At 75.7% G+C, this 23,563-nt stretch carries 23 protein-coding genes; 13 read left to right on the top strand and 10 right to left on the bottom strand.

Features of this window, described 5'->3' with window-relative positions:
* The first annotated feature begins 43 nt into the window (after window positions 1-43).
* Window positions 44-1,300: a cyclase family protein gene (locus ACR807_RS29170; RefSeq protein ID WP_438924653.1), complete on the top strand. Its 1,257-nt coding sequence runs from the start codon at window positions 44-46 to the stop codon at window positions 1,298-1,300.
* A gap of 2 nt (window positions 1,301-1,302) precedes the next feature.
* On the opposite strand, the gene ACR807_RS29165 is transcribed toward ACR807_RS29170, so the two are convergent.
* Window positions 1,303-1,797: a pyridoxamine 5'-phosphate oxidase family protein gene (locus ACR807_RS29165; protein WP_438924652.1), complete on the bottom strand. Its 495-nt coding sequence runs from the start codon at window positions 1,795-1,797 to the stop codon at window positions 1,303-1,305.
* A 145-nt stretch (window positions 1,798-1,942) separates the two neighbouring features.
* Here ACR807_RS29165 and ACR807_RS29160 point away from each other — a divergent pair, with 145 nt between their 5' ends.
* The 3 genes from ACR807_RS29160 to ACR807_RS29150 are packed head-to-tail and all read left to right on the top strand — an operon-like array spanning window position 1,943 to window position 3,414.
* Window positions 1,943-2,524, top strand: coding sequence for a GNAT family N-acetyltransferase (locus ACR807_RS29160; protein ID WP_438924651.1), 582 nt, complete (start codon window positions 1,943-1,945; stop codon window positions 2,522-2,524).
* 7 nt (window positions 2,525-2,531) lie between these two features.
* Window positions 2,532-2,783, top strand: a complete 252-nt coding sequence (locus ACR807_RS29155; protein ID WP_438924650.1) for a hypothetical protein — start codon at window positions 2,532-2,534, stop codon at window positions 2,781-2,783.
* Window positions 2,784-2,793: 10 nt separating this feature from the next.
* On the top strand, window positions 2,794-3,414 hold the full coding sequence (locus ACR807_RS29150; RefSeq protein WP_438924649.1) for a histone deacetylase: 621 nt from the start codon (window positions 2,794-2,796) through the stop codon (window positions 3,412-3,414).
* A 154-nt stretch (window positions 3,415-3,568) separates the two neighbouring features.
* On the opposite strand, the gene ACR807_RS29145 is transcribed toward ACR807_RS29150, so the two are convergent.
* Genes ACR807_RS29145 through ACR807_RS29130 form a run of 4 tightly spaced genes read right to left on the bottom strand, consistent with a single transcriptional unit; the run spans window position 3,569 to window position 8,431 of the window.
* The gene (locus ACR807_RS29145; protein ID WP_438924648.1) at window positions 3,569-4,618 is read right to left on the bottom strand and encodes a GDSL-type esterase/lipase family protein; all 1,050 of its coding nucleotides are present in this window, start codon (window positions 4,616-4,618) and stop codon (window positions 3,569-3,571) included.
* A gap of 6 nt (window positions 4,619-4,624) precedes the next feature.
* Complete coding sequence (locus ACR807_RS29140; RefSeq protein ID WP_438924647.1) at window positions 4,625-5,269, bottom strand: ABC transporter ATP-binding protein; 645 nt, start codon at window positions 5,267-5,269, stop codon at window positions 4,625-4,627.
* Entirely contained in the window at window positions 5,266-5,919 is a 654-nt protein-coding gene (locus ACR807_RS29135) for an ABC transporter ATP-binding protein (protein WP_438924646.1), read from the bottom strand. The genes ACR807_RS29140 and ACR807_RS29135 overlap by 4 nt, the downstream gene beginning before the upstream one ends.
* Window positions 5,920-5,977: 58 nt before the next feature.
* Entirely contained in the window at window positions 5,978-8,431 is a 2,454-nt protein-coding gene (locus ACR807_RS29130) for an ABC transporter permease (RefSeq protein WP_438924645.1), read from the bottom strand.
* 166 nt (window positions 8,432-8,597) lie between these two features.
* On the opposite strand from ACR807_RS29130, the gene ACR807_RS29125 reads away from it, so the two are divergent.
* Window positions 8,598-8,783, top strand: coding sequence for a hypothetical protein (locus ACR807_RS29125; protein ID WP_438924644.1), 186 nt, complete (start codon window positions 8,598-8,600; stop codon window positions 8,781-8,783).
* A gap of 3 nt (window positions 8,784-8,786) precedes the next feature.
* On the opposite strand, the gene dacB is transcribed toward ACR807_RS29125, so the two are convergent.
* A complete protein-coding gene (gene dacB, locus ACR807_RS29120; RefSeq protein WP_438924643.1) occupies window positions 8,787-10,331 on the bottom strand; it encodes a D-alanyl-D-alanine carboxypeptidase/D-alanyl-D-alanine endopeptidase in 1,545 nt (514 codons plus the stop codon).
* A 178-nt stretch (window positions 10,332-10,509) separates the two neighbouring features.
* Between dacB and ACR807_RS29115 the strand changes: the two genes are divergently transcribed.
* Both ACR807_RS29115 and ACR807_RS29110 read left to right on the top strand, forming a co-directional pair.
* Complete coding sequence (locus ACR807_RS29115; RefSeq protein ID WP_438924642.1) at window positions 10,510-12,063, top strand: S8 family peptidase; 1,554 nt, start codon at window positions 10,510-10,512, stop codon at window positions 12,061-12,063.
* 172 nt (window positions 12,064-12,235) lie between these two features.
* A complete protein-coding gene (locus ACR807_RS29110) occupies window positions 12,236-12,949 on the top strand; it encodes a polyamine aminopropyltransferase (protein ID WP_438924641.1) in 714 nt (237 codons plus the stop codon).
* Window positions 12,950-12,992: 43 nt separating this feature from the next.
* Here the strand turns inward: ACR807_RS29110 and ACR807_RS29105 are convergent, their stop codons facing one another.
* Complete coding sequence (locus ACR807_RS29105) at window positions 12,993-13,181, bottom strand: DUF3072 domain-containing protein (protein WP_438924640.1); 189 nt, start codon at window positions 13,179-13,181, stop codon at window positions 12,993-12,995.
* Window positions 13,182-13,324: 143 nt separating this feature from the next.
* Here ACR807_RS29105 and ACR807_RS29100 point away from each other — a divergent pair, with 143 nt between their 5' ends.
* Both ACR807_RS29100 and ACR807_RS29095 read left to right on the top strand, forming a co-directional pair.
* Complete coding sequence (locus tag ACR807_RS29100) at window positions 13,325-14,842, top strand: chitinase (RefSeq protein ID WP_438924639.1); 1,518 nt, start codon at window positions 13,325-13,327, stop codon at window positions 14,840-14,842.
* A gap of 117 nt (window positions 14,843-14,959) precedes the next feature.
* Window positions 14,960-15,781 carry a hypothetical protein gene (locus ACR807_RS29095; RefSeq protein ID WP_438924638.1) on the top strand — a complete coding sequence of 274 codons (822 nt, stop codon included), beginning with the start codon at window positions 14,960-14,962 and terminating at the stop codon, window positions 15,779-15,781.
* A 60-nt stretch (window positions 15,782-15,841) separates the two neighbouring features.
* On the opposite strand, the gene lnt is transcribed toward ACR807_RS29095, so the two are convergent.
* The 3 genes from lnt to ACR807_RS29080 all read right to left on the bottom strand — a co-directional run bounded on the left by lnt (window position 15,842) and on the right by ACR807_RS29080 (window position 19,941).
* Entirely contained in the window at window positions 15,842-17,416 is a 1,575-nt protein-coding gene (gene lnt, locus ACR807_RS29090; RefSeq protein ID WP_438924637.1) for an apolipoprotein N-acyltransferase, read from the bottom strand.
* On the bottom strand, window positions 17,409-18,833 hold the full coding sequence (mptB, locus tag ACR807_RS29085; protein WP_438924636.1) for a polyprenol phosphomannose-dependent alpha 1,6 mannosyltransferase MptB: 1,425 nt from the start codon (window positions 18,831-18,833) through the stop codon (window positions 17,409-17,411). Before mptB ends, lnt begins: the two co-directional genes overlap by 8 nt.
* Window positions 18,834-19,044: 211 nt before the next feature.
* Window positions 19,045-19,941: a LysR substrate-binding domain-containing protein gene (locus ACR807_RS29080; RefSeq protein ID WP_438924635.1), complete on the bottom strand. Its 897-nt coding sequence runs from the start codon at window positions 19,939-19,941 to the stop codon at window positions 19,045-19,047.
* Window positions 19,942-20,011: 70 nt separating this feature from the next.
* On the opposite strand from ACR807_RS29080, the gene ACR807_RS29075 reads away from it, so the two are divergent.
* The 4 genes from ACR807_RS29075 to ACR807_RS29060 form a co-directional block, all read left to right on the top strand.
* Window positions 20,012-21,229 carry an acetyl-CoA C-acetyltransferase gene (locus ACR807_RS29075; RefSeq protein ID WP_438924634.1) on the top strand — a complete coding sequence of 406 codons (1,218 nt, stop codon included), beginning with the start codon at window positions 20,012-20,014 and terminating at the stop codon, window positions 21,227-21,229.
* On the top strand, window positions 21,226-22,014 hold the full coding sequence (locus tag ACR807_RS29070; protein ID WP_438924633.1) for a CoA transferase subunit A: 789 nt from the start codon (window positions 21,226-21,228) through the stop codon (window positions 22,012-22,014). The genes ACR807_RS29075 and ACR807_RS29070 overlap by 4 nt, the downstream gene beginning before the upstream one ends.
* Before the next feature lies 1 nt (window position 22,015).
* Window positions 22,016-22,660 carry a 3-oxoacid CoA-transferase subunit B gene (locus ACR807_RS29065; protein ID WP_438924632.1) on the top strand — a complete coding sequence of 215 codons (645 nt, stop codon included), beginning with the start codon at window positions 22,016-22,018 and terminating at the stop codon, window positions 22,658-22,660.
* A gap of 118 nt (window positions 22,661-22,778) precedes the next feature.
* The coding region (locus tag ACR807_RS29060) for a peptidoglycan DD-metalloendopeptidase family protein (protein ID WP_438924631.1) at window positions 22,779-23,563 on the top strand (785 nt) is incomplete at its 3' end.

Below are 23,563 nucleotides of genomic sequence, written 5' to 3'. Positions count from 1 at the left end.
ACTGCTCATGGGTTTCCTGCCGTCGTGACCCGGGAGCCGCCGCGTGAACCCCGACCTGCTGCGCAACTACCTCGCCCGGCACCACGTCGGGCGCCGCGACGTGCTCAGGCTGGCCGGCGCGGCCGGGGCCGCCGGGCTCGTGGGCACCGCCGGCGCCGCGACCGCCGGTGCGGCACCCGCGACCGCCGGTGCCGCGCCCGACCGGCTCGACGACGTGCCGTTCGACTACGCGGACCCGGCGAACCTGGCCGACTGGGCGCCCAGCCGGTACGGGCCCGACGACCAGCGCGGCACGCTCAACGAGGTCACCCCGGCCAAGACCGCCGCCGCACTCGGGCTGTTGCGCCCCCGCCGCGACGTCACCACCTACAACCTCGGCGAGCTGATGTGGAACGGCTTCCCCGCGTTCGCCACCGACCCGCGCCGCACCTACGAGCAGCGGCTCACCATCCAGGGGTACCCGCCGCCGCCCGGGTTCGCCGAGGAGGGCGGCGTCCTGGTCTCGCCGGAACCGCTGGGGCCCAACAAGGTCAGCGTGCACGAGGAGCGGTTCGAGGCGGAGTTCTCGTCCCGGCACCCGACACCGCTCGCCACGACCTACCAGATCGGCAGCCAGCTGGACCACCTCAACCACATCGGCGCGGCCGAGTTCTTCTACAACGGGCTGCGCGGCCCCGACATCGCCCGCGGCCACGGCACCACCCGGCTCGGCGCCGAGCACGCGGGCCCGGTCGTCACCCGCGGCGTGCTGCTGGACGTGCTCGGCGTCGTCCTCGCCCGCGGCCGGGACGAGGACCTGGCCGAACCCGCGTCCGACGGCCGGCCGCTGCTGCGCGAGAACTACCGCGTCACCGTCGAGGACATCCGCGACGCGATGGCGTTCGGCGGCGTCGACCGCCTGGAGCCGGGCGACGCCGTGCTGTTCCACACCGGCTGGAGCCGGCTGCTGACCCGCCGCGACCCGGCCGACGTCGCCCGCTGGGAGGGCGCGCGGGGCCTGCCCGGCATCTACCTGCGCGAGGCCCGCTGGCTGGCCCGCTCCCGGCCCGCGATCGTCGCCAGCGACACGTGGGCGCTGGAGGTGCTGGGCAGCCCGGCCAACGACGACGGCACCGCGTTCCCAGTCCACCAGGAGCTGCTCATGCGGCACGGCATCCGCATCGGCGAGTCCTACGTCGTGGACCGCCTCGCCGCCGACCGCGTGCACGAGTTCGTGTTCGTCGTGACCCCGCAGTACGCCCGGGGCGCCACCGCCGGCAACACCCCGCCCGCCGCCCTCGGCCAACCCCGGCGGCGCTGACGTCACATCTCCGCGGTGCCGTGCTCGCCGCCGTCGTAGCGCTCACCGGTCACCTTGGCCTTGACGAAGCTGATCACCGAGGCGATCCGGCCGCCCGGGGTGTCCCAGTACTCGGCGCCCCGGGCGGTCACCTTGAGCAGCACCACCGACGGGTCCTCCGGGCCCTGCGGCAGCCACGCCTCGACCCACTGGTTCCACAGCTCGCGCGCCTTCGCCCGGTCCTCGACGACCTCGGCCGTGCCGGAGACCGAGACCCAGGTGTCGGACGAGGTCAGCGTGACGTTCACCTCCGGGTCGGCCCGCACGTGGGCGACCTTGCGCGAGTCGCGTTCGGCGAAGAACCACAGGTCGCCGTCGAACTCGACCTCCTGCTGCGCCATCGGCCGGCTGACCGGGCGGCCGTCCGCGCCCCGCGTGGTCAGCATGCCGACCCGGATGCCCTTCGCGAGGTCGGCGACCCGGCGGACGCGGTCGGCGTGGCTCGGCTGGTCGGTCATGGCGCGCTCCTCGGGTGGGACGACGGGGTGGGTGTCGTGTACCCGGCGCCGCGTCCCGCACACCTCCGCGCTCGAACGGTGGGTCACCGGACGTGTACCCGGCGTCACATCCCACGTGTGCGTCCCGGCTCGTAGATTGGCCGCCGTGCACAAGCCCCACTACCCCGTGCGGACCCGCCGCCTGGCGCTGCGGCCGTTCACCGGGGCCGACCACGCCGCGCTGCACTCGTGGCAGTCGCGCCCCGACGTCGTGCGCTACCTCTACGACACGACCAGGACGCCCGCCCAGACCGCCGAGAGCCTCGCCCGCAAGATGGCCCTCACCTGGCCCGAGAAGGAGGGCGACCACCTGACGCTCGCGGTCGTCGCGGACGGGCGGGTCATCGGCGAGGTCAGCCTGAAGTGGGTGAGCGCGGTCCACCGGCAGGGCGAGGTCGGCTACCTCCTGCACCCCGACCACCACGGGCACGGCTACGCGACCGAGGCCGCCGCCGCGCTGCTGCACCTCGCGTTCGCCAACCTGGGCCTGCACCGCGTGGTCGCCTGCTGCCACGCCCGCAACGAGCCCTCGTGGCGCGTCATGGAACGCCTCGGCATGCGCCGCGAGGCCCACTACCGCCACCACGAGGTCTTCAAGGGCGCGTGGGCCGACGGGTTGGTCTACGCCATCCTCGACGAGGAGTGGCACCGGATGGCGGAACACCACCCGCGCCCGACCGGCGCATGATGGCGCGATGCACACGTACACCGTGGACAGCGGCGCCTACGAGCACTGGTTGGCGGACAACCAGGACCAGTACGTCATCAACGCGGAGCGGAGCCTGAACCCGGAGAACCTCGTGCTGCACAGGGCCAGTTGCCGCACCGTCAACGGCACCCCGGCCCGCGACGCCACCTGGGTGGGCGGCTACGTGAAGGTCGTCGGCACGCGCGCCGAGCTGGAGTCGGGCTACCCGACGACCCGCCCGTGCCGGCTCTGCCTCTGAGGAGCCGGGAGTGGGGCCGCGCCTGGTCTGGTACGTGAGCTACGGGTCGAACATGCACGCCGACCGGTTCGCCTGCTACCTGCGCGGCGGGACGCCGGTCGGCGCGGCGCGCGGCTACCCGGGGTGCCGCGACACGGCCGGGGCGTCGGCGACGCGCGGGCTGGAGGTGCCCGGCGGGATCTACTTCGCCACCAGGTCCCCGGTCTGGCGCGGCGGCCGGGCGTTCTACGACCCCGACCTGCCCGGCACGGCGGCCGTGCGCGCCTACCTGATCACCGCCGGCCAGTTCTCCGACGTCGCCGCGCAGGAGATGTACCGCGACCCCGGCGTCGACCTCGACCTGACCGGGGTGCTGTCCGCGCGCCGGCACGCCCTGGGGGAGGGGCGCTACGAGACGCTCGTCCACCTCGGCGAGCACGACGGCCACCCGGCGCTCACGTTCACCGCGCCGTGGGGCGCGCACGACGTGGAGCACACCAGGCCGTCCGCCGCCTACCTGGTCGTGCTGGCCGCCGGCCTGCGCGAGGCGCACGGGTGGGACCGGGCGCGGACCGCCGCCCACCTGGCCGCCGCCACGCCGTTCTGGAGCGCCCGGGAGGTCGAGGCGCTCTGCGCCGGGGCCGGGTTGTGACGAGCCCCGCGCCGACCGTACCCCGCGCCGACCGCGCCCCGGTTCCCCCCCGTCGGCGCACCCGGCCGCTGGAGGAGACCGTCGACCTGCGGCCGGACCGGTCGTGCCCGCCGCCGGTCGAACCGCTGTGGCCGGGCGCCGGCGTCGGTCCTCGTCAGGGCCGGTCGTCGTCGGCCACGGCGCGCAGGTTGCCGTCGTCACCGGCCACGCAGGACGCCGACCGCGCCGACGTGGCCAGGAACTCCGTCATGCAGCGGGCGAACTGCTCGTGGCCGCGCGCGTTGGGGTGGAACGACTCCTGCAACGCGTGGCGGGCCCGCGCCTCGTCCCGCAGGCCGTCGAAGTCCACGGTCAGCCGGGTGAACCACTCGTCCTCGGGCCGCTCGCCGCCCGCGCACGCCTCGCGGCCCTCGCCCGCGTCCGCCAGGTCGAGGAACCGGGCGCCCACCGCCGAGGCGGCCTCGCGCAGGCCCGCCGACAGCTCGGGCACCGCCCGCTCGCCGACCCAGTCCAGGTCGCCGGTGCGCAGCGGGCAACCGGCCAGGTTCTGGAGGTCCAGCGGCAGGTCGGGGCCGACCGGCGCGGCGTAGGACTGGAGCACCAGCGTGTAGGAGCGGGGCGTGTAGCCCTCGTCCTGGAGCACGCGGCGGACGTCGCGCAGCGCCCGCTCCACCTTGGGCACCATGCGGTCGACGCGGGCCTTCCACTCCCCGGCCATGGCGCCCGAGCAGTCGGCGCGGCGCTCGACCCACGCCCGCAGGCACGTGCCCAGCACGTCGGCGAACCTCGGGTCGTCGTTCGCGCCCACCGCCACCACGACCACCGACACGCGGTACCGCCGGGCGATCTCCGCCAGCCGCCGCGCCTGCGAGCCCTCGGTGTTGCGGACCTGGTCGGTGATGCCCACCTGCTCGGAGTTCGCCCCCGAGCAGGCCAGGTTGAACGCCTCGTCCACACCGGCCACGCGCGTCTTCCACACCGACGCGGCGCGCGAGCGGTGGCACCAGTTGTCGCCCTCGCCGTCCGTGCCCGGCTCGTAGTCGCCCGCGCCCTCGCCGGACATGGTGCTGTCGCCCATCGCCACGATCGCGCGCGGCGCGTCCCGCGACGGTCCCGGCAGCGCCGGGTACGGGGAGTCGCTGACCACCAGCAGCAGGGCCAGCAGCGGGAACACCAGGACAACGGCAACGGCTCGGCGCGACATCGGGACCTATCCTACGGTCACCACGCCGCCGGCGAGGACGAGCGTGCGGTCCGCCGCCCGGTGCACCTCGTCGTGGTGCGTGGCGACCAGCACGGCGGCGCCCGCGTCGGCGGCCCGGCGCAGCACGCCCACCGCGACCGGCGCGCTCACCCCGTCCAGGTGCGCGGTGGGTTCGTCGGCCAGCAGCACCGCGGGCGAGCCGATCACCGCGCGGGCCAGCGCGGCCCGCTGCTGCTGCCCGAACGACACCTCGCCGGGGTAGCGGTCGGCCAGCTCGCCGACACCCAGCTCCACCAGCAGCTCCATCACCCGGTCGAGCGACCCGCCGGCCCGGCCCAGCCTGATCGGCAGGGCGACGTTCTCGGCCAGCGTCAGCTCGGTCGCCAGGCCCAGCGCCTGCGGCAGCAGGGCGCACACCTTCCACGGCGGCGGCCCCGTCAGCACCTCGCCCGCCAGCTCCACCGTCCCGGTGTCGGCCCGGTCGAACCCGCCGAGCACGGCCAGCAGCGCGCTCTTGCCCGACCCGGACGGGCCGGACAGCGTCACCAGCTCGCCGGCCGCCACCTCCAGGTCCACGCCGCGCAGCACGTGCACCGGACCGCCCGCGTGCCGGAACGTCCGCCCGACCCCCACCGCGCGCAACGCCGTCATGCCGCCAACACCCCGTTCCGCAGGTCGAACCGCACGTCGGCCAGCGCGATCAGCCGCGGGTCGTGCGAGGCCACCACCACCGGCACCCCGCGCCGCGCCAGGTCGGCCAGCGTCTCCAGCACCAGGTCCGCCGACGCCGCGTCCAGCTGCGAGGTCGGCTCGTCGGCGAGCACCACGGTCGCGCGCCGCGCCAGCGCGCACCCGAACGCCAGCCGCTGCTGCTGCCCGCCCGACAGCGCGGGCACCTTCCAGCCGGCCGTGCCGGGCAGCCCCAGCTGCGCCAGCAGGCCGTCCACGTCCACGTCGTGCCCGGCCGCGCGGGCCGCCGCGCGCAGGTTGTCGCCCACGTCGAGGTGCCCGATCAGGTTGTCGCCCGGGTTCTGGAACACCAGCGCGACCTCGCGGCGGCGCAGCGCCCGCCGCGCCCGGTTCGACAGCCGGGCGGTGCCCCGGCCGCGCAGCTCCACCCCGCCCGAGGTGGGCCGCTCCACCAGGCTCAGCACCCGCAGCAGCGTCGACTTGCCCGACCCGGACGGCCCGGCCAGCACCGTGACGCCCGCCGCGGGCACGTCCAGCGACACGCCCGACACCGCCGTCACCACCCCCGCGGGCGTGCGGTACTCCACGCCCACGTCGGTCAACCGCAACACCCGTTCGGCGCCGGAAACCCGTTCAGCGCCAGAAACCCGTTCAGCGCCGGAACCCCGTTCAGCCACGGATCAGCTCACCCACCTTCGCCGAGCGGACCGCGCGCACCGCGACCCACGCCGCCACCGCCACCACCAGCGCGCTGCCCGCCGCCGTCGTCACCAGCACCGGCAGCGCGTCCGGCACCTCCGGCACCGGCGCGAGCCGGGGCGCGGGGTCCAGCCGGGGCACGGTGATCCCGCTGCTCACCGCGCTCGCCGCCGACCCGGCCACCAGCGCCACCGCCGCCACCGCGCCCAGTTCGAGCAGGTGGCTGCGCAGCAGCTCGGCCGGCCGCAGGCCCATCCGGGTGCTGAACGCGCCGGACAGCGCGTTCTGCCGCCGCCGCACCTCCACCGCCAGCAGCAGCGCGATGGCCGCGACCACCGCGAGCACCGCGCCGAGCGCCGTGACGAAACCGAACGTCCACTGGATCGTCAGGAACGGCAGGCCCTGCACGGCCTTGGACTTCTCGCCGACGTTGCGGTATTTCACCCCCGCCGCCGTCAGCGCCGCGGTCAGCTCGCCCAGCGGTTTGGACGACCACACGTACCAGGAGCCGACGTCGTCGCGGTCGGCGATCCCGCCCACCGGCACGACCCAGCCGGACGTGCCCAGCTTCGGGAACGCCGGGACCCACGCCGGCGGGTCGAGCGGTGGCAGCCCCGGCAGGGTCACCTCGCGGCGCGGCGCGTCGCCCACCCGCAGCGGCGCCGACAGCAGCGCCGGGTCCAGGTCGACCGGCTGCGCGCCGTCGCGGAACGTCGCCGGGTCGACCACCAGCGCGCTGCGGTCGTACTGCTCGACGAGCCCGACGATGGTGGAGTTGCCGCGCAGCGCCTCCGGCAGCTCGGTCAGGTCCGGCTTGACCTGCGCGGTGCTGGTCGCGCCGGCGAACATGCCGGACTTGGTGTCCAGGGCGGTCCGCTGCGAGCCGGAGACGGCGCTGCCCACCGCGATCGTGCCGACAGCCAGCACGCCGACCAGCAGCACGCCGGTGACCGGTCCGGCGGCGGCGGCCAGCCTGCGCAGCGCCAGCTGCGCCGCGGGCCTGGACCAGAACCGGGCGCGGTGCGAGGCGGCCAGCCCCCACCGCGCCGCCCGTGCCGCGAGCAGCGCCGCGGTCAGCACGACGAGCAGCGGGAACGCCAGCGCGGTCGCGTCGATGCGGGGCAGGCCGCCGATCTTCTCCGTGGTCGCCAGGCCGCTGTCGGCGACCCGGTTCCAGGCGAGCACCGCGACGCCCGCCGTGGCCGGCTCCCACGGCAGCGCGGTCAGCACCCGCCGCAGCCGGTTGCCGCGCCCGGCGACCTGGAACGCCCGGTGCGCGCGCAGCGCCGCCGTGCCGAACACGACCAGCAGGCTCAGCGCCACCGCGACGAGCACCGCCCGCAGCGCCGCCGCGCCGGTGCCGGGCGGCAGCGCGGTGGAGGGGGAGTAGAGGGGCAGCAGCAGGTGCGCCACGCCCAGCCCGGCCGCGCCGCCGACCACGAGCGGGAGCCCCAGCTCCAGGACGGCGCGCCCGCCGAGCGCGAACGGCCCGGAACCGCGCACCCACAGCAGCCGCAGCTCGCCGTGCCGGCGCTGCGCCCACTGCGCGGTCACCGTGGCGACGCCCGCCAGGCCGATGAGCAGGCTGATCAGCGTGAGCGGCAGGATCGCCGAGCGCACGTTCACCACGGTCTGCCGGGCGTTCTCCACCGGCAGCACCAGCGGTGACACCACCCGCCCCAGGTCGGCCAGCGGCGCGACGCGGGCCGTGCCGCCGGTCAGCAGGGCCTCCGCCTCGGCGACCGTCGTCGGCACCTCCGAGGGGAAGTGCACGGTCACCGAGGTCGTCGTGGCCAGCTCCTCGGGCAGCGCGGTGAACGACTCGAACGAGGGCATCCACACCACGGACGTGGCCAGCTCGTCGCGGTCGAGCACGTTGGGCACCACGAACTGCCGCTCCGAGCACCACCAGTCCGGCAGCGGGTCGCGCACGTCGGCGTAGACCGCCGTCACCGGGGGCAGCCGCCCGCCCAGCCCGCGGTCGCCGATCCGCACGCCGGTGGTGTCGGCGATGCTCTTGGGCACCCACAGCCCGTCCTTCGCGCCGCCCTCCAGCACCGTCAGGTGCTCCACCGCACCGGGCCGGTAGCCGAACTTCGCGTAGGTCTGCGGCCCGCCGAAGTCCGCGCGCTTCTCCGTCGTGTAGGCGGCGATCAGCGTCGGGTGGTCGCGGGCGGTCGCGGCGACGTGGTCCGCGAACGCCGCGACCCGCGCGTGCGGCACCTTCGCCTCCAGCGACGGGTGCAGCGCGTCCCGGCACAGCTGCCGCTCCTGGTAGGAGACCGCGGCGCTGCCCGAGGCGGCGGGGTGGAGGACGGCGGCGGCGACGACGAAACCGAGCAGCAGCGCCGTGACCACGCTGACCAGCAGGGTCAGCGGGCTCGACAGCGCAGCGCGGGGGGCGGCTCTCCACGGGATCTGCACCAGCCGAACGGTAGCCCGTGACCGGGCGGCGCAGGAGAGCTCCGGTGAACACCCGTCACCGTCCGGACAACGACCTGACAACCGATCGTGTTGTCCGGGTCACCGCTGGTGAAGCGGACAACGGCCGGTCCGTTTTGTCCGGTGCCCGAGCGGGTACCGGCAGACCATGACCGTGAAGAAGCCCCTCGCCGCCCTGGTCGCCGCCGCCGCCCTGTTCCTGACCCTGGGCGCGGGCTGCGAGAACGAGGGCGGCAACGACGACGGCAACCCGGGCGTCGAGCAGAACGACGGCGGCGACCAGGACGGCGACGAGGGCGGCGACGAAGGCGGCGACCAGGACGGCGACAACTGAGGATCAGCAGCTCTTGACCCAGCTGCACTCCACGTCGACCGGCCCCTCGGCCCGCGCGGTCGCGGCGGGTGCGGTCGGCGGCTGCCCACCCCGGTCGCCCGCCAGCCGCACCGCGACCGCGTCCTCCACCGGCTTCGCCGACGTCAGGGTGTTGTTGCTGACCATCGAGAACACCAGCTCCTCGCCCGCCGCGGTGGTCACGTAGCCGGACAGCGCGCTGACCCCGGTCAGCGTCCCCGTCTTGGCGCGCACGTTGCCCTCGGCGGGGGTGCCGCGCATCCGGTTGCGCAGCGTGCCGCCGACCATCCGGTCCGCCACCCCGGCCACCGGCAGCGAGTCGTACCAGACCCGGAACCACGGCTTGCCGCGCGCCGCGAGCAGCAGCGAGGCCAGCTGGTCGGGGGAGACGTGGCTCATCCGGGACAGCCCCGAGCCGTCCCGCAGCGACAGCGCCGCCGGGTCCACGCCCAGCCCGCCGAGCTTCGCCGAGATCGCGCGCAGGCCCGCGTCCCAGCTCCCCTCGCCGAACGCGGCCCGGCCGGCGGTCTTCACCAGGACCTCGGCGTGCACGTTGTTGCTGAGCTTCATGAACGGCACCAGCAGCTGCGAGAGCGGCATCGACAGGTGCTCGCCGACCACCCGCGCGCCGGCCGGGGTCGCGCCGGTGGTCGTGCCGCCGAGCACGCGGACGCCGTGCCGGGCCAGCGCGTCCCGGAACAGCGACGTGACCAGGCCGGTCGGCTCCAGCACGGTGCTCCACTCGGCCTCGGCCGCGCCGCCCGCCGGCACGCTGCCGCGCACGTCGACGACGTTGGTGCCGTGCCGCCGCTCGACGGACACGCTCGACGCCGAGCCCGCCGGACCCGTCACGGCCGCGTTCTCGACCGTGACGTAGTCCGTCGGCGGTTCGGTGGTGACGGTGGCGGGCGCGCCGGCGGCGCCGGGCGCGACGCGGACGATGACCGACCCGGCGTCGTAGTCGGTGTCGGGGGAGACGGTCAGCGCCGAGATCTGGGCGTTGTAGTAGTACGGCTCGTCGTCCCAGGCCCAGCCGGTGCCCAGCCGCACGGAGTCGAACCAGGTGTCGTCGCCGACCAGCCTGCCGAGCACGACCCGGACCCCGGCGCCCGCGACCCGTCCGGCCAGCGCGTCGTAGTCGGCGGCGAGCACGGTCGGGTCGCCGGTCCCGCGCAGGTGCAGGTCGCCCGCCAGCACCCCGCCGCGCAGGGGACCGCTGACCGCCGCGCTCGTGCTGAACCGGTGGTCGGGGCCGAGCACGTCGAGCACCGCGGCGGAGCTGACCAGCTTCCCGTTGGACGCGGGCTGGCCCCGCCTCCCGTTGCCGCTGCCGAACACCAGCTCGCCGGTGTCGGCGCGGCGGACCACGAGCCCCACGTCCGCGCCCCGCAACGCCGGGTCGGCGAGGATCGCGCCGAGGTCCCGGCCGAGCGGGTCCCCGTCCTGGGCGGAGGCGGCGAGGTCCGCGGCGGGGACCGCGGCGAGCAGGGCTGCGGTCAGCGCGAGCGCGAACGACCGTGGTCTGGGCATGGCGGCTCCTGACGGACGCGGGGACCGGTCGCCAAGGATTCTCCACACATGTTCACGCGCTGTGAAGATTTGACGACCGCCGGTCGGGGTTCGGGCTGCCGCAGCACACCCCGGTGCCCGGCGCTGCCACGCTCGGGGGCCGGAACCCGACCCTGGAGGTTTGGTGGAGCGCACAGTCGTGGGTGCACGCGCGGTCGTCGGCGCGAAGGGCTTGATGGGTGTCGTCGTGCTCGCGGCCGGCCTGGTGGCGACCGCGCCGCAGGCGGTCGCGGCGGAGGCGGACGTCGCCCTCGCCGCCGCCGGCACCGCCGTTCCCGGTCGGTACGTCGTGGTGCTCAAGGGCGACGTGGCGGCGCAGGCGGCCGACCTGACCGCGAAGCACGGCGGCACGGTCACCGCCACCTGGCGGCACGCGCTGCGCGGGTTCGCGGTCAGCGCGAGCGAGACCGAGGCCAGGCGCCTGGCGGCCGATCCCGCCGTGGCGTCGGTGAGCCAGGACGCCCTGGTGCGCGCCGTCGACACCCAGCCCAACCCGCCGTCGTGGGGCCTGGACCGGATCGACCAGCGCGACCTGCCGCTGGACTCCTCCTACAGCTACGGCACGACCGCCTCCGGCGTGCGCGCCTACGTCCTGGACACCGGCATCCGCACCACGCACGCGACGTTCGGCGGTCGCGCCACGTGGGGCCTCGACGCCGTGGACGGCACCAACACCGACTGCAACGGCCACGGGACGCACGTGGCGGGCACCATCGGCGGCAGCGAGCACGGCGTGGCCAAGGGCGTGCGACTGGTCGCCGTGCGGGTGCTCAACTGCGCGGGGTCCGGCACGTTCGCCCAGGTCATCAGCGGGGTCGACTGGGTGACCGCGAACGCCGTCAAGCCCGCGGTGGCCAACATGAGCCTGGGCGCGCCGGCGTCCGCCGCCACCGCGCCGCTGGAGGCCGCCGTCCGCGGCTCCATCGCCTCGGGCGTCACCTACGCCCTCGCCTCGGGCAACTCCGCCTCCGACGCCTGCGGCTTCAGCCCCGCGCTGGTCGGCGAGGCGATCACGGTCAACGCCTCCACCAGCGGCGACGCCCGCGCCACGTTCTCGAACTACGGCACGTGCACCGACCTGTTCGCCCCGGGCCAGGGCATCACCTCGTCCTGGCACACCGGCGACTCGGCCACGAACACCATCAGCGGCACGTCGATGGCCGCCCCGCACGTCGCGGGCGCCGCCGCCCTGCACCTGGCCGGCCGACCCGGCGACACCCCCGCCGCCGTGCAGGCCGCGCTGGTGGACGCCGCCACGCCGGACAAGGTCGCCGACGCGGGCGCGGGCTCCCCGAACCGCCTGCTCCACACCGGCACGGCCACCGGCGGCCCGTCCACCGTCGTCGCGGTGCGCTACCTGCGCGCGTCCGACCACCTGACGTCCACGACGGGCGCACCCGCCGGGTACGGGGTGGAGGGCTCGCTGGGCAGGCTCCTCACCGCCCAGGCGCCCGGCACCCACCCGCTGTACCGGTGCGTCGCGGGCGGCTGGGACAACTTCACCTCGTACGACCCCAACTGCGAGGGCCAGGCCAGGGTCGGCCTGCTCGGCTACGCGCACGACGCCCCGACCGCGGGCGCGCACCCCGTCTACCGCTGCGTCGTGCGCGGCAGCGGCGACCACATGGAGTCCCCCGACCCGAACTGCGAGGGCCAGTTCACCGAGGGCGGCCTCGGCTACTTCCTGGACTGACCCCGCCGGACGAGCCCCGCCGGGTGGACCCCGGCGGGGCGCCGCCCCCGTCACGGCACCCGAGGCGCGGTGCCGGTGCGGCCTGCTGGGATCATCGGGGACCGCCCGACGTCCGCGGTCGCCCGCCGAGGGCGAGGGCGGCCGGGGCGCGAACCGATCCGGAGGCAGTCCCATGAGCGCGCGTTTCCGAGAACTCGACTTCCGGCGGACGCCCCTGGGCGACCTCGTCCTGCGCCGCCGCTGGGACCCGACCTTCGACCGCGAGGTCCACGAGATCAAGCTCGACGACGAGTTCCTGATGTCGAGCCTGTTCACCGTCTCCGAGGTCGAGCTGGCGCGCCTGGCGCTGGAGGGCCGGTCCGCGCCGCTCGACGTGGTCGTCGGCGGCCTCGGCCTCGGCTACACGGCGCGCACCGTGCTGGAGAACCCGGCCGTGCGCTCCCTGCTGGTCGTCGACGCCCTGGGCGAGGTCATCGACTGGCACCGCGGGGGACTGCTGCCGGGCGGCCGGGAACTGGCCGGCGACCCCCGCTGCACCCTGCTCCACGGCGACTTCTTCGCCCTGTCGCGCGGCGACGGGTTCGACCCGGAGGTGCCGGACCGCCTCTTCCACGCGGTCGTCGTCGACATCGACCACTCGCCGCGCCACCTGCTGCACCCCGACAACGCCGACTTCTACCAGCCCGGGGGCGTCGCCCGCGTGGCCGCGCGGCTGCACCCCGGCGGGGTGTTCGCGCTGTGGTCGAACGACCCGCCGGACGACGACTACACCGCCGTGCTCGCGGACGTGTTCGCGGAGGTCAGGGCCGAGGTCGTGCGGTTCCCCAACCCCCTCCAGCAGCGGGAGGCGACCGCCACCGTCTACCTGGCGACGACGGCCGGCTGACCGCCGGGCGCGGGCGGCGACCGGTCGTCGCCGCCCCTCCGCCCTAGCGCCCGCGCCCGGTCTCCTCCTGGAGCCGGTCGATCATCCGCGACGCCTCGACCTTGGTCAGCCCGCCCGGAACCTCCTCGCCGGCCTCCTGGGCCAGCGTGTTCAGGTAGGACTCCTGCGGGCCGGTCATCGGCTCGTCGCCGGTCGTCCAGTCGGCGGGGTCCTTCTCGGGGTTGCGGTCCACGTGCTTCTCCTCTTCCTCGAACGCGCGTTCGAGGTACCCGCCGGCGCGGCCCCCTAACCCCGGCGGCCGGGGACGGCCCTTGACAGCACGGAGTTGGTCTAGTCCAATTTCATCACCTGGAGGCCGCCACCACAGGAGGTTCCATGTCGCGCAGGGTCCTGTTCGCCCGGGTGGCGGCGGTGGCGGCGTTGGCCGTCGGGGCGGCCGCGGTGGGGTTCGCCCCCGCCTACGCCGCGTCGGTGACGGCGACGTTCGCCAAGACGTCGAGCTGGGAGACCGGCTACACCGCCCAGTTCTCCATCAGGAACGACACCAGCTCGGCGATCTCCGGGTGGAAGGTCGAGTTCGACCTGCCCGCCGGCACGTCGGTCGGCGCCCACTGGGACGCCCTGCGGACCAGCTCGGGCGGGCACCACTCGTTCACGCACCGGGAGTACAACGGGACGGTCGCGCCCGGCGCGACGGTGACGTTCGGGTTCAACGCCTCGGGGACGGCGGCGCCGGTCGGCTGCAAGGTCAACGGCGCGTCGTGCGCCGGGGCACCCACCACGACCACCACGACCACCAGCACGACCACCACCACCAGCAGCACGACCACGACGACCCGTCCGACGACCACGACCACCACCACGCCGCCGCCCGTCACCGGGTTGCCGAAGAAGGTGCTGGTCGGCTACCTGCACGCGAGCTTCGCCAACGGCTCCGGCTACATCCGGATGAAGGACGTCCCCGACGAGTGGGACGTCGTCAACCTGTCCTTCGCCGAACCCACCTCCGCCACGTCCGGCGACCTGCGGTTCGCGCTGTGCCCCGTCGCCGAGTGCCCGAACGTCGAGTCCGAGGCCGAGTTCGTCGCGGGCATCCGGGAGAAGCAGGCCAAGGGCAAGAAGGTGCTGATCTCCATCGGCGGCGCGAACGGCCAGGTGCAGCTGGCGACCGCGGCGGCGCGGGACGCGTTCGTCCGCAGCGCGTCCGCGATCATCGACCGGTACGGCCTCGACGGGCTGGACGTCGACTTCGAGGGCCACTCGCTGTCGCTGGACGCGAACGACACCGACTTCCGGTCGCCGACCACGCCGGTCGTCGTCAACCTGATCTCGGCGCTCAAGGCCCTGAAGGCGCGCTACGGCGCGGGGTTCGTGCTCACGATGGCGCCCGAGACGTTCTTCGTGCAGGTCGGCTACCAGTTCTACGGCGGCGCGGGCGGCGCGGACCCGAGGGCCGGCGCGTACCTGCCGGTCATCCACGCGCTGCGCGACGACCTGACGCTGCTGCACGTCCAGCACTACAACTCCGGCCCGATCATGGGCCTGGACAACCAGTACCACTTCATGGGCGGCCACGACTTCCACGTCAGCATGGCCGACATGGTGCTGGCCGGGTTCCCGGTGCGCGGCGACGCCACGAAGGTGTTCCCCGGCCTGCGGCAGGACCAGGTGGCGATCGGCCTGCCCGCGAGCACCAACGCGGGCAACGGGTTCACCCCCGTCGCCGAGGTGCACAAGTCGTTCGACTGCCTCGCGAAGGGCGTGAACTGCGGCACCTACAAGCCGAAGGCGGTCTACCCGGACCTGCGCGGCCTGATGACGTGGTCGATCAACTGGGACCGGCACAACGGGTTCGAGTTCTCCCGCTCCCACCGGGCCTACCTGCCCCGCTAGGGCGAACGCCGCCCCGTCGGCGCGAACGGCGGACGGGCCCGCCCGGCGGGTCCGTCCATCGGGGTGACGGGGCGGCGGGATCGATAACGGTGTCGCGCCACCGCCGATGTGGCGGGTGTGACCGCCACCGAGAGCCCCGCCGAGGCACTGCCCGTCACCGGTCCGCTGCGCCTGCTCCCGGCGGCACTGGTCGGTTTCCTCCTGGCGGTGGCCGTGCTGCTGGCCCCCGTGGCGCCCGGGCGGGCCGAGGGCGTGTACCGCGTCGACACGCCCGAGTTCTCCGTCACCGGCGGCGACTTCGACTGCGTGCCCTCCGGTGAGCGGGTCGCCTGCACGGTCACGCTCGCCGACCGGCCGTTCACCGTCCTGCTCACGGCGGGGGCGCACAACTTCGAGCAGTGCGCGGCCTCCTACGACGGCCGGGACCTGACCTGCGCGCCCGAGATGCAGTACGGCCTGGGCGCGCCGTGGGTGCGGGTCTCCTCGACCGGCCTGCCCCGGGAGGCCGCCCCGTTCTTCCCGGTGTGGCGGGACTGGCTCGACCGGTACCACGACCGGGTGTACGTCTTCGCCGTGCCGTCGCTGGCGGTGCTCTCCGCCCTGCTCGCGTGCCTGCTCTACCGCGGACCGCGCCGCGCCCCGGCGGACCGGGGTCGGCGGGCGCTGCTGCTCGGGGGCGTGTGCTGGCTGTTCCCGCCCCTGACCGGCCTGGTGCTGGTCCCGTGGGACCGGCTCGGCACCGCGTTCCTGGGCATGGTCAGCCCCGTGCTGGCCGTGTTCGCCGTGACCGCGGGGGTGTGGCAGTACCTCGCCGCCGGCCCGCACGGCGGTCGCTGGTGGGGCAGGCTCGGGCAGACCGCCGTCGCCCTGGTCGCCGGGCTGGTGTGCTCGGCGGGCGGGCTGCTGTGGATCACGGTGGCGGCCGGCCTGCCCGACTGAGGAGGTGGAGCGCCCCTCGGGAGCCGGCGGCGCGGGCGGGCGGCACCTCGCGCCGGTTCGCTACGGGACCCGCACCCCGGCCACCGGCTGAGCGGTGGCCGCCGCACCGGTGTGCGCCGCGCCGGCCGCCTGCGGCTCGGCTGCCTGCGGGTCGGCCGCCTGCCGGGCCGCGCGTGCCCGGCGGGACCGCCACCCGCCGACCGCGCACGCGGCGAGCGCGGCGACCGCCAACAACGCCTCCAGCGGCCCACCCCAGCGGGTCGCGGGCGTCGTGACCGACCTCAGCGGCACGGTCTCGACGACGGTCTCCGCGGTGAACAGCCCGGTGGACCGCGCCACGCTCCCGTCCGGCCGCACGACCGCGCTCACCCCGCTGACCGCCGCCACGACCACGGCCCGCCCGTGCTCCACCGCGCGCAGCCTGGCCATGGCGAGCTGCTGGTGGCTCATCTCGCCGCGCCCGTACCAGGCGTTGTTCGTCGGCACCACGAACAGCCGCGCGCCGGCGGCGGCGCTCTCGCGCAGCACCGCGTCGTAGGCCACCTCGTAGCAGATCCCCACGCCCACCCGGGTCCCCGCGACGTCCAGCGCGCCCGGCCCGGTGCCCGCGCGCAGGTCGGGCGCGTCGGCGAACGGCGTGACCAGGCTCGCCAGGGGCCGCAGCGGGATGCGCTCGGCGAACGGCACCAGCTCCCGCTTCGCGTACGACCCGCCCGCGCCGGTCCGCGGGTCCCACGCGACGACCGCGTTCTCCTCCTGCCCGTCGACCCGCCGCAGCACGCCGACCAGCGCGGGCACGCCGAGGTCCGCTACGGCCCGGTCCAGCACCGGGTCGCGGTCGCCGGTCGCGGTCGCGCTCTCCGGCCACACCACGAGGTCGGGCACGGGCACCTCGCCCGCGCGCACCGCCTCGGCCAGCTCGGCCGTGGCCCGCAGGTGGTTGCGGCGCAACGTCCCCCGCTCGTCGAGCAGGCCGAGCCCGACGTCCGGCGCGTTGCCCTGCACGACGGCCACGGTGCGCACGCCGTCCCGCGCGTCCACGCCCACCAGGGGCGCCACCGCCAGCGCCGCGACCAGCGGCAGCACCGGCCACGCCCGCCGGGGGTCGCGCGGCCGGGCCGCCCAGGCCGCCGCGCCGAAGCCGGTCGCCACCACCGCGAACGACACCAGCGGCGCGCCACCGACCGCGGCCAGCGCCAGGTACGGCCCTTCGACCTGCCCGAACGCGACCCGCCCCCACGGGAAGCCGCCGAACGGCACCCGGCCGCGCACCGCCTCCTGGAGCACGAACAGCAGCGCCGCCCAGACCGGCGCGCCGGGCAGCCGCGCCACGAGTGGCACGAGCGCGCACGCGGCGGCCGTGAACAGGGCCATCAGCGCGGCCAGCCCGAGCCACGGCGCGGGCCCGAAGTCGCGTCCCAGGAAGTCGTCGACCCACCGCAGGTGCGGCAGGAAGAACGCCAGGCCGAACACGAGGCCCGCCAGTGCCGCCCGGCGGGCGCGCACCCCGTCCAGCGCGAACCACAGCAGGGCGAACGCGAGCACCGCCGCCCACCACGGCGACCGGGGCGGGAACGCGGCGTGCAGCAGCGCCCCGCCCGCCGCCGCGGCGGCGAACCGCGCGGGGTCAGGCACGCGCCCCCACCTCCACCCGCACCGGGGCGGCGGTCCCGCGCAGCAGCAGGAACGCCGCCCCGACCACGAGCGCCGCGACCGCGTAGCCGCCGACCAGCGCGCCGACCCGGCCGGTGAAGTTCCCGGCCGACGGCGGCACGAGCACGGCGACGACCGCGACGAGCCCGGTCACCCCGGCCGCGGCGCGCCCCGGCAGCCGGCACGCGGCGAGGGGGACCACCGCCCACAGCAGGTACCAGGGCTGCACCACCGGCCCGAGGACCACGACCAGGCCCAGCACCGCGCCCAGGGACGTGACCTCGCCGACCCGCCCGCGCAGCTGCCGGCCCAGCACCACCGCGACCCCGCACACCGTCAGCACGCCGCCCACGAGCCGGCCGACCCCGATCATCACCTGGGTGACCTGCGCGCCGACCAGCGCGCCGACCCCGCCCGTGAGGAAGCCGAACCAGTTCGTGGGCGCCAGCCAGCTGTTCACCTGCCCCGGCGTGCCCAGCGCCCGCACCCAGCCGAACCCGAACCCGGTCAGGAGCGAGACGGCGACGCACACCGCGGCGAAGACCGCCACCGCGCCGAGCCCGACGAGCGCGAGGTCGCGGACCGACCCGCCCCGCCGGCGCGCGAGCGCGGTCCCGACCACCGCCAACGCGACCAGGGCGGGCAGCTTCACCAGCGCCCCCAGGGAGATGAGCGCGACGCCGAACCCCAGGGGCCACCACTCGACCCGTTCCCGCAGCGCGCCCACCGCGACCGCCGTGCCCGCCAGCATGAGGCCCAGCATGAGGGAGTCGTTGTGGGCCCCGCCCACCAGGTGCCAGAGCACCAGCGGGTTGAGCACGCCGAGCCACAGCGCGGTGCGCCGCGGCGCGCCCGCGACCGCCGCGAGCCGGGGGACCGCCCACGCGACCAGCACCAGCCCGAGCACCCCGCCCAGGCGGTGCAGCAGGACGCCCGCCACCGGGTCGCCGGCCGAGAGCCGCGCGACCGCCCGTTCGACCGCGCCGAACACCGGGCCGTAGGGCGACGGCGCGTCGCGCCAGTAGGAACCCACCCGCCCCACGACCTCCGACGCCGCGCCCAGCCCGCCCACCGGGCCGACCGCGTTCGGGTCCAGCCCGCGCGCGGCGATCTCACCCTGCGCCAGGTAGCTGAACACGTCCCCGCTGAACAGGGGCGGTGCGAGCAGCAGCGGCCCGCACCAGAGCACGAGCGTCCACAGCAGCCAGGACGTGCCGGGCACGGCGCGGCCGAGGAGCACCCAGGACAGCACCAGCAGGCCGACCCCGGCCACCCCGGCGGCGAGGGCCGTCGCGGACGTGGGCGCCGCCGCACCCGCCCACGCGGACGCGGTGAGCAGGACGACGCCGCCGAAACCGGTCCAGCGCAACCGGTCCGGGGGCACGAGAGGTGGGTTCATCCCGGATGATCCTCGCGGCGGGCGGGTCATCGGGGATCGGACCGGGGTCGCACGTCGCGTACGACCGCAGGATGATCCACCCGGCACGGTCCCGCGCCGGACGGGTCCGCGCCGCACTGTCCAGCGCCGCACTGTCCAGCGCCGGACTGTCCGGCACCCGACGGGCCGGCACCCGACAGCGGTCGTCAGCGACGGTCGCCGGCGGCGGTCGTCAGCGGGCCGGGCCGCCGACCAGTCCGCCGAGGACGGTCGTGGCGCGGGCCAGCGCGGGGGACCGGTCGTCGGCCCGGACCGCGGCCACCAGGTCGATGCGCGCCCCGCGACCGGTGAGCGGGCGGTAGGCGACGCCCGGCACGCCCAGTTCCGCCACGGGTTCGGGCACCACCGCGACACCGAGGCCCGCGGCGACGAAGGTGACCAGCGTGGACGTCTCCGCGACCTCGTGCCGCACCAGCGGTTCGAAGCCCGCGCCCCGGCACAGCGCCAGCACGGCGCCGTGCATCACCGACCCGCCGGAGGCGTGCACGACAAGGTCCTCGCCGCGCAGGTCGGCGACCCGCAGGCGGGTGCGCGCGGCCAGCGGGTGCCGGTCGGGCAGCGCCGCGATCAGCCGGTCGGTGCGCAGGGTCTCCAGCCGCAGCGCCGGGTCGGCGACCGGCGGGCGCAGCAGCGCCAGGTCGATCTCGTGCCCGAGCAGCGCCGACACCTGGTCGGGCACGAGCATCTCGCCGCGGAACGCCACGTCGACGCCGGGGAAGCCCTCGCGCAGGGCGCGGGCGAACGCGGGCAGCAGGCTGTAGGTCGCCGACCCGACGCAGCCGACCACCAGCCGCCCCTGCACGCCCGACGCCACGCGGCGCGCCTCGTCCGCCGCGTCGTCCACCTCCGCCAGGATCGCCCGCACCCGCCGCAGGTAGGCGGTGCCGGCGTCGGTCAGCTCGACCCGTCGCCTGGTCCGGTCGAACAGCCGCACGCCCAGCTCCTCCTCCAGCCGCCGGATCTGCTGGGACAGCGGCGGCTGGGCCATGTGCAGCCGGGCGGCGGCCCGGGTGAAGTGCCGCTCCTCGGCGACCGCGAGGAAGTAGCGCAGGTGACGCAGCTCGGTCATACGCCCAGCGTCTCAGAGGCGACGAAAAGAGTATTTCCGCGTCTCAGTGCCCGTCGCCTACGGTCGGCGCATGAGCGATGTCGTGATCTGCGAGCCGATCCGCACCCCGGTCGGCCGGTTCGGCGGCGCGCTCGCCGCGCTGGGCGCCACCGAGCTGGCCAGGGCCGTCCTGGTCGAGCTGGTCCGCCGCACCGGGCTCGGCGAGGGCGACGTGGACGACGTCGTGCTCGGCCAGTGCCACCCCAACGGCGAGTCGCCCGCCGTCGGCCGGGTGGCGGCGCTCGACGCGGGCCTGGGCACGGGGGTGCCCGGCGTGCAGGTGGACCGCCGCTGCGGGTCCGGGCTCCAGGCGGTCCTGTACGCGGCGGGGCAGGTCGCGACCGGTGCGGCCCGGGTGGTCGTCGCCGGGGGAGTGGAGTCGATGTCGCAGGTCGAGCACTACGCGCTGGGCCTGCGGACCGGCGTGAAGCAAGGCGGCGTGCAGCTGCTGGACCGCCTCGACCGCGCCAGGGTGACCGCCGGCGGCCGGCACCACCCGGTGCCCGGCGGGATGGTGGAGACGGCGGAGAACCTCCGGCGCGAGTACGGCATCCCCCGCGAGGAGCAGGACGAGCTGGCCGCCCGCTCCCACCGGCGGGCCGTCGCCGCGCACGAGGAGGGCAGGTTCGCCGACGAGCTGGTGCCGGTCACCGTCCCCGGCCGGCGCGGCGCGCCCGACGTCGTGGTGGACCGCGACGAGCACCCCCGCGCGGACACCACGGCGGAGTCCCTGGCCGCCCTGAAACCCCTGCGGCTCAAGCTGGACGAGGGGGCCACGGTCACCGCCGGCAACGCGAGCGGCCAGAACGACGGTGCCGCCGCGTGCGTCGTCACGACCCGCGACGAGGCGGAGCGTCGCGGCCTGCGCCCCCTGCTCGCGCTGCGGTCGTGGGCGGTGGCGGGCGTCGGCCCGGAGGTGATGGGGCTCGGCCCCGTGCCCGCGACGAGGGCCGCGCTCGACCGCGCCGGCCTCACCCTCGACGACGTCGGCGTCATCGAGCTGAACGAGGCGTTCGCCGCCCAGGTGCTGGCCTGCCTGCGCGAGTGGGGCCTCGACCCGGCCGACGACCGGCTCAACCCCAACGGGTCGGGCATCTCGCTCGGGCACCCGCTGGGCGCGACTGGCGCCCGCGTCCTGGCCACGCTGGCGCGCGAGGTGGGGCGGCGGGAGGCGCGCTACGGCCTGGAGACGATGTGCATCGGCGGCGGCCAGGGGCTCGCGGCGGTCTTCGAGCGGGTCGCGCCGTGAGCCGGGACAAGGTGGTCGGCAGCGCGGCCGAGGCGGTCGCCGACGTCCCGCACGGGGCGAGCGTGGCGGTCGGCGGCTTCGGCCTCGCGGGCATCCCGTGGTTCCTGATCGAGGCGCTGCTGGAGCAGGGCGCGGGCGACCTCACGGTCGTGTCGAACAACTGCGGCGTGGACGGCGCCGGGCTCGGGCTGCTGCTGGAGCGGCGGCGGATCAGCCGGGTCGTCGCCTCGTACGTCGGGGAGAACAAGGAGTTCGCCCGCCAGTACCTCGCGGGCGAGCTGACCGTCGAGCTGACCCCGCAGGGCACGCTCGCCGAGCGGCTGCGGGCGGGCGGCGCGGGGGTGGGCGCGTTCTACACCCCGACCGGGGTCGGCACGCTCGTCGCGGAGGGCGGCCTGCCGTGGCGCTACCACCCGGACGGCACGGTGGCCGTCGCCTCGCCGCCCAAGGAGGTGCGCGCCTTCCGCGGCCGGGAGATGGTGCTGGAGGAGTCGATCGTCACGGACGTGGCGCTGGTGCGCGCCGCGGTGGCCGACCGGGCGGGCAACTGCCTGTTCCACGCGGCGGCCCGCAACTTCAACCCGGCGGCGGCGATGGCCGGCCGGCTGACCGTCGTGGAGGCAGAGCGGGTCGTGGAGGTGGGGGGGATCGGCCCGGACGAGGTGCACCTGCCCGGCGTGTTCGTCCAGCGCGTGGTCGCGCTGACCCCCGAGCAGGCGGCCCGCAAGGGCATCGAGAAGCGGACCACCCGGGGCGCGCGCCCCGCCGGCGGAGACGAGGTCTGACGTGCCCTGGACCCGGGACGGGATGGCGGCCCGCGCCGCCCGCGAGCTGACCGACGGCGAGTACGTCAACCTCGGCATCGGCCTGCCCACGCTGATCCCCGACCACCTGCCCGCCGGGTCGTCGATCACCCTGCACGCGGAGAACGGCGTCCTCGGCGTCGGCCCCTTCCCCTACGAGGACGAGGTCGACCCGGACCTCGTCAACGCGGGCAAGCAGACCGTGACCGTGCTGCCCGGCGCGTCGTACTTCGACTCCTCGACGAGCTTCGCCATGATCCGCGGCGGGCACGTCGACACGGCCGTCCTCGGCGGGATGCAGGTGTCCGCGTCCGGCGACCTGGCGAACTGGGTGGTGCCCGGCTCGGTGGTCAAGGGCATGGGCGGCGCGATGGACCTGGTGTCCGGCGCGCGGCGGGTGGTCGTGCTGATGGAGCACACCACGCGGCGCGGCGAACCCAAGCTGCTCCGGTCGTGCACGCTGCCCCTGACCGGTCGCGGCGTCGTCTCGCGGGTGATCACCGACCTGGCCGTGCTGGACGTCGTCGGCGACGCGTTCCGGGTGGTGGACCTGGCGCCCGGCACGGAGTTCGACGAGGTGGCGGCCCGGACCGACGCGCCGGTGGAGGACGCGACGGCGCTCGGGTGACGGGGCGGCCGGGTGACGGTAGCGGAAATTGCTCCGAACGGCCGAAATCACGCGCTGTGCTCGGTGATCCGCCTAATGCCCCCCGATCGGGGGCATCCATGGATCACTGAGGGGGATCATGAACACGCTGCGATTCTGCGGCCGGTGGGGAGCGCTCCCAGTGCTGGTGCTGCTGGCCGGCCTGATCAGCATCGGCTCACCCGCCGGTGCGGCGGACGTGCCGCGGTTCCAGCTGCCGTTCTTCTGCGGCGAGAGCTGGCGCGCCTCGACCTACGACGGGCACTTCCCGGACCAGAACAGCATCGACCTGCTGCGGGTCGACGGCACGTCCGCCGAGGGCGTGCCGGTCGTCGCCTCGGCGTCGGGCACCGTGTCGTTCGTCGGCGAGGTGACCAGCCCCGAGGGGGACAACTACGGCGAGGAGGTGCGCATCGCGCACGTCGGCGGCTGGGAGACCCGCTACCTGCACATCGAGACGTCGTTGACGGTCGGCGCGCTCGTGTCGCGGGGACAGCGGCTGGGCGTCATCGGCAAGTACTGGGACATGGCGCCGCACGTGCACTACACCCAGCTGCTCAACGGCACCACGGCGCGGATCACGTTCAACGGCACGGCCATCGCCGTGCACAAGGGCGCGCCGAAGGACGCGGCGGGCAACTACCCGACGCAGAACCTGACCAGCGCCAACTGCGCGGCCGGCTGCACCGTGCAGCGCGCACCGGTCGGGCACGCGGCCAACGCCACCTGCGAGCAGGGCGCGGGCATGAGGGCCGTGGTGGACTGCCGCATCCCGGCCAAGCCGGAGGTCCCCGTCACCACCCACTACGGGCCGCGCGTGGCGGCGGGCCAGACGTCCACCGCGAGGTGCTTCGGCGGCCAGGTGCTCGCGGGCATGGGGTACGA

It is taken from the genome of Saccharothrix sabaoui (assembly GCF_051756985.1).
Lineage (GTDB): Bacteria > Actinomycetota > Actinomycetes > Mycobacteriales > Pseudonocardiaceae > Actinosynnema.
Note: the sequence above shows the minus strand (reverse complement) of the source record. Positions and strands in the feature narration are given on the sequence as shown.

Coding starts and splice junctions, on each gene's coding strand:
- ACR807_RS29165 (WP_438924652.1), bottom strand. CDS start 1,797: ATGACCGACCAGCCGAGCCACGCCGACCGCGTCCGCCGGGTCGCCGAC.
- ACR807_RS29155 (WP_438924650.1), top strand. CDS start 2,532: ATGCACACGTACACCGTGGACAGCGGCGCCTACGAGCACTGGTTGGCG.
- ACR807_RS29145 (WP_438924648.1), bottom strand. CDS start 4,618: ATGTCGCGCCGAGCCGTTGCCGTTGTCCTGGTGTTCCCGCTGCTGGCC.
- ACR807_RS29140 (WP_438924647.1), bottom strand. CDS start 5,269: ATGACGGCGTTGCGCGCGGTGGGGGTCGGGCGGACGTTCCGGCACGCG.
- ACR807_RS29125 (WP_438924644.1), top strand. CDS start 8,598: ATGACCGTGAAGAAGCCCCTCGCCGCCCTGGTCGCCGCCGCCGCCCTG.
- dacB (WP_438924643.1), bottom strand. CDS start 10,331: ATGCCCAGACCACGGTCGTTCGCGCTCGCGCTGACCGCAGCCCTGCTC.
- ACR807_RS29110 (WP_438924641.1), top strand. CDS start 12,236: ATGAGCGCGCGTTTCCGAGAACTCGACTTCCGGCGGACGCCCCTGGGC.
- ACR807_RS29100 (WP_438924639.1), top strand. CDS start 13,325: ATGTCGCGCAGGGTCCTGTTCGCCCGGGTGGCGGCGGTGGCGGCGTTG.
- mptB (WP_438924636.1), bottom strand. CDS start 18,833: ATGAACCCACCTCTCGTGCCCCCGGACCGGTTGCGCTGGACCGGTTTC.
- ACR807_RS29080 (WP_438924635.1), bottom strand. CDS start 19,941: ATGACCGAGCTGCGTCACCTGCGCTACTTCCTCGCGGTCGCCGAGGAG.
- ACR807_RS29075 (WP_438924634.1), top strand. CDS start 20,012: ATGAGCGATGTCGTGATCTGCGAGCCGATCCGCACCCCGGTCGGCCGG.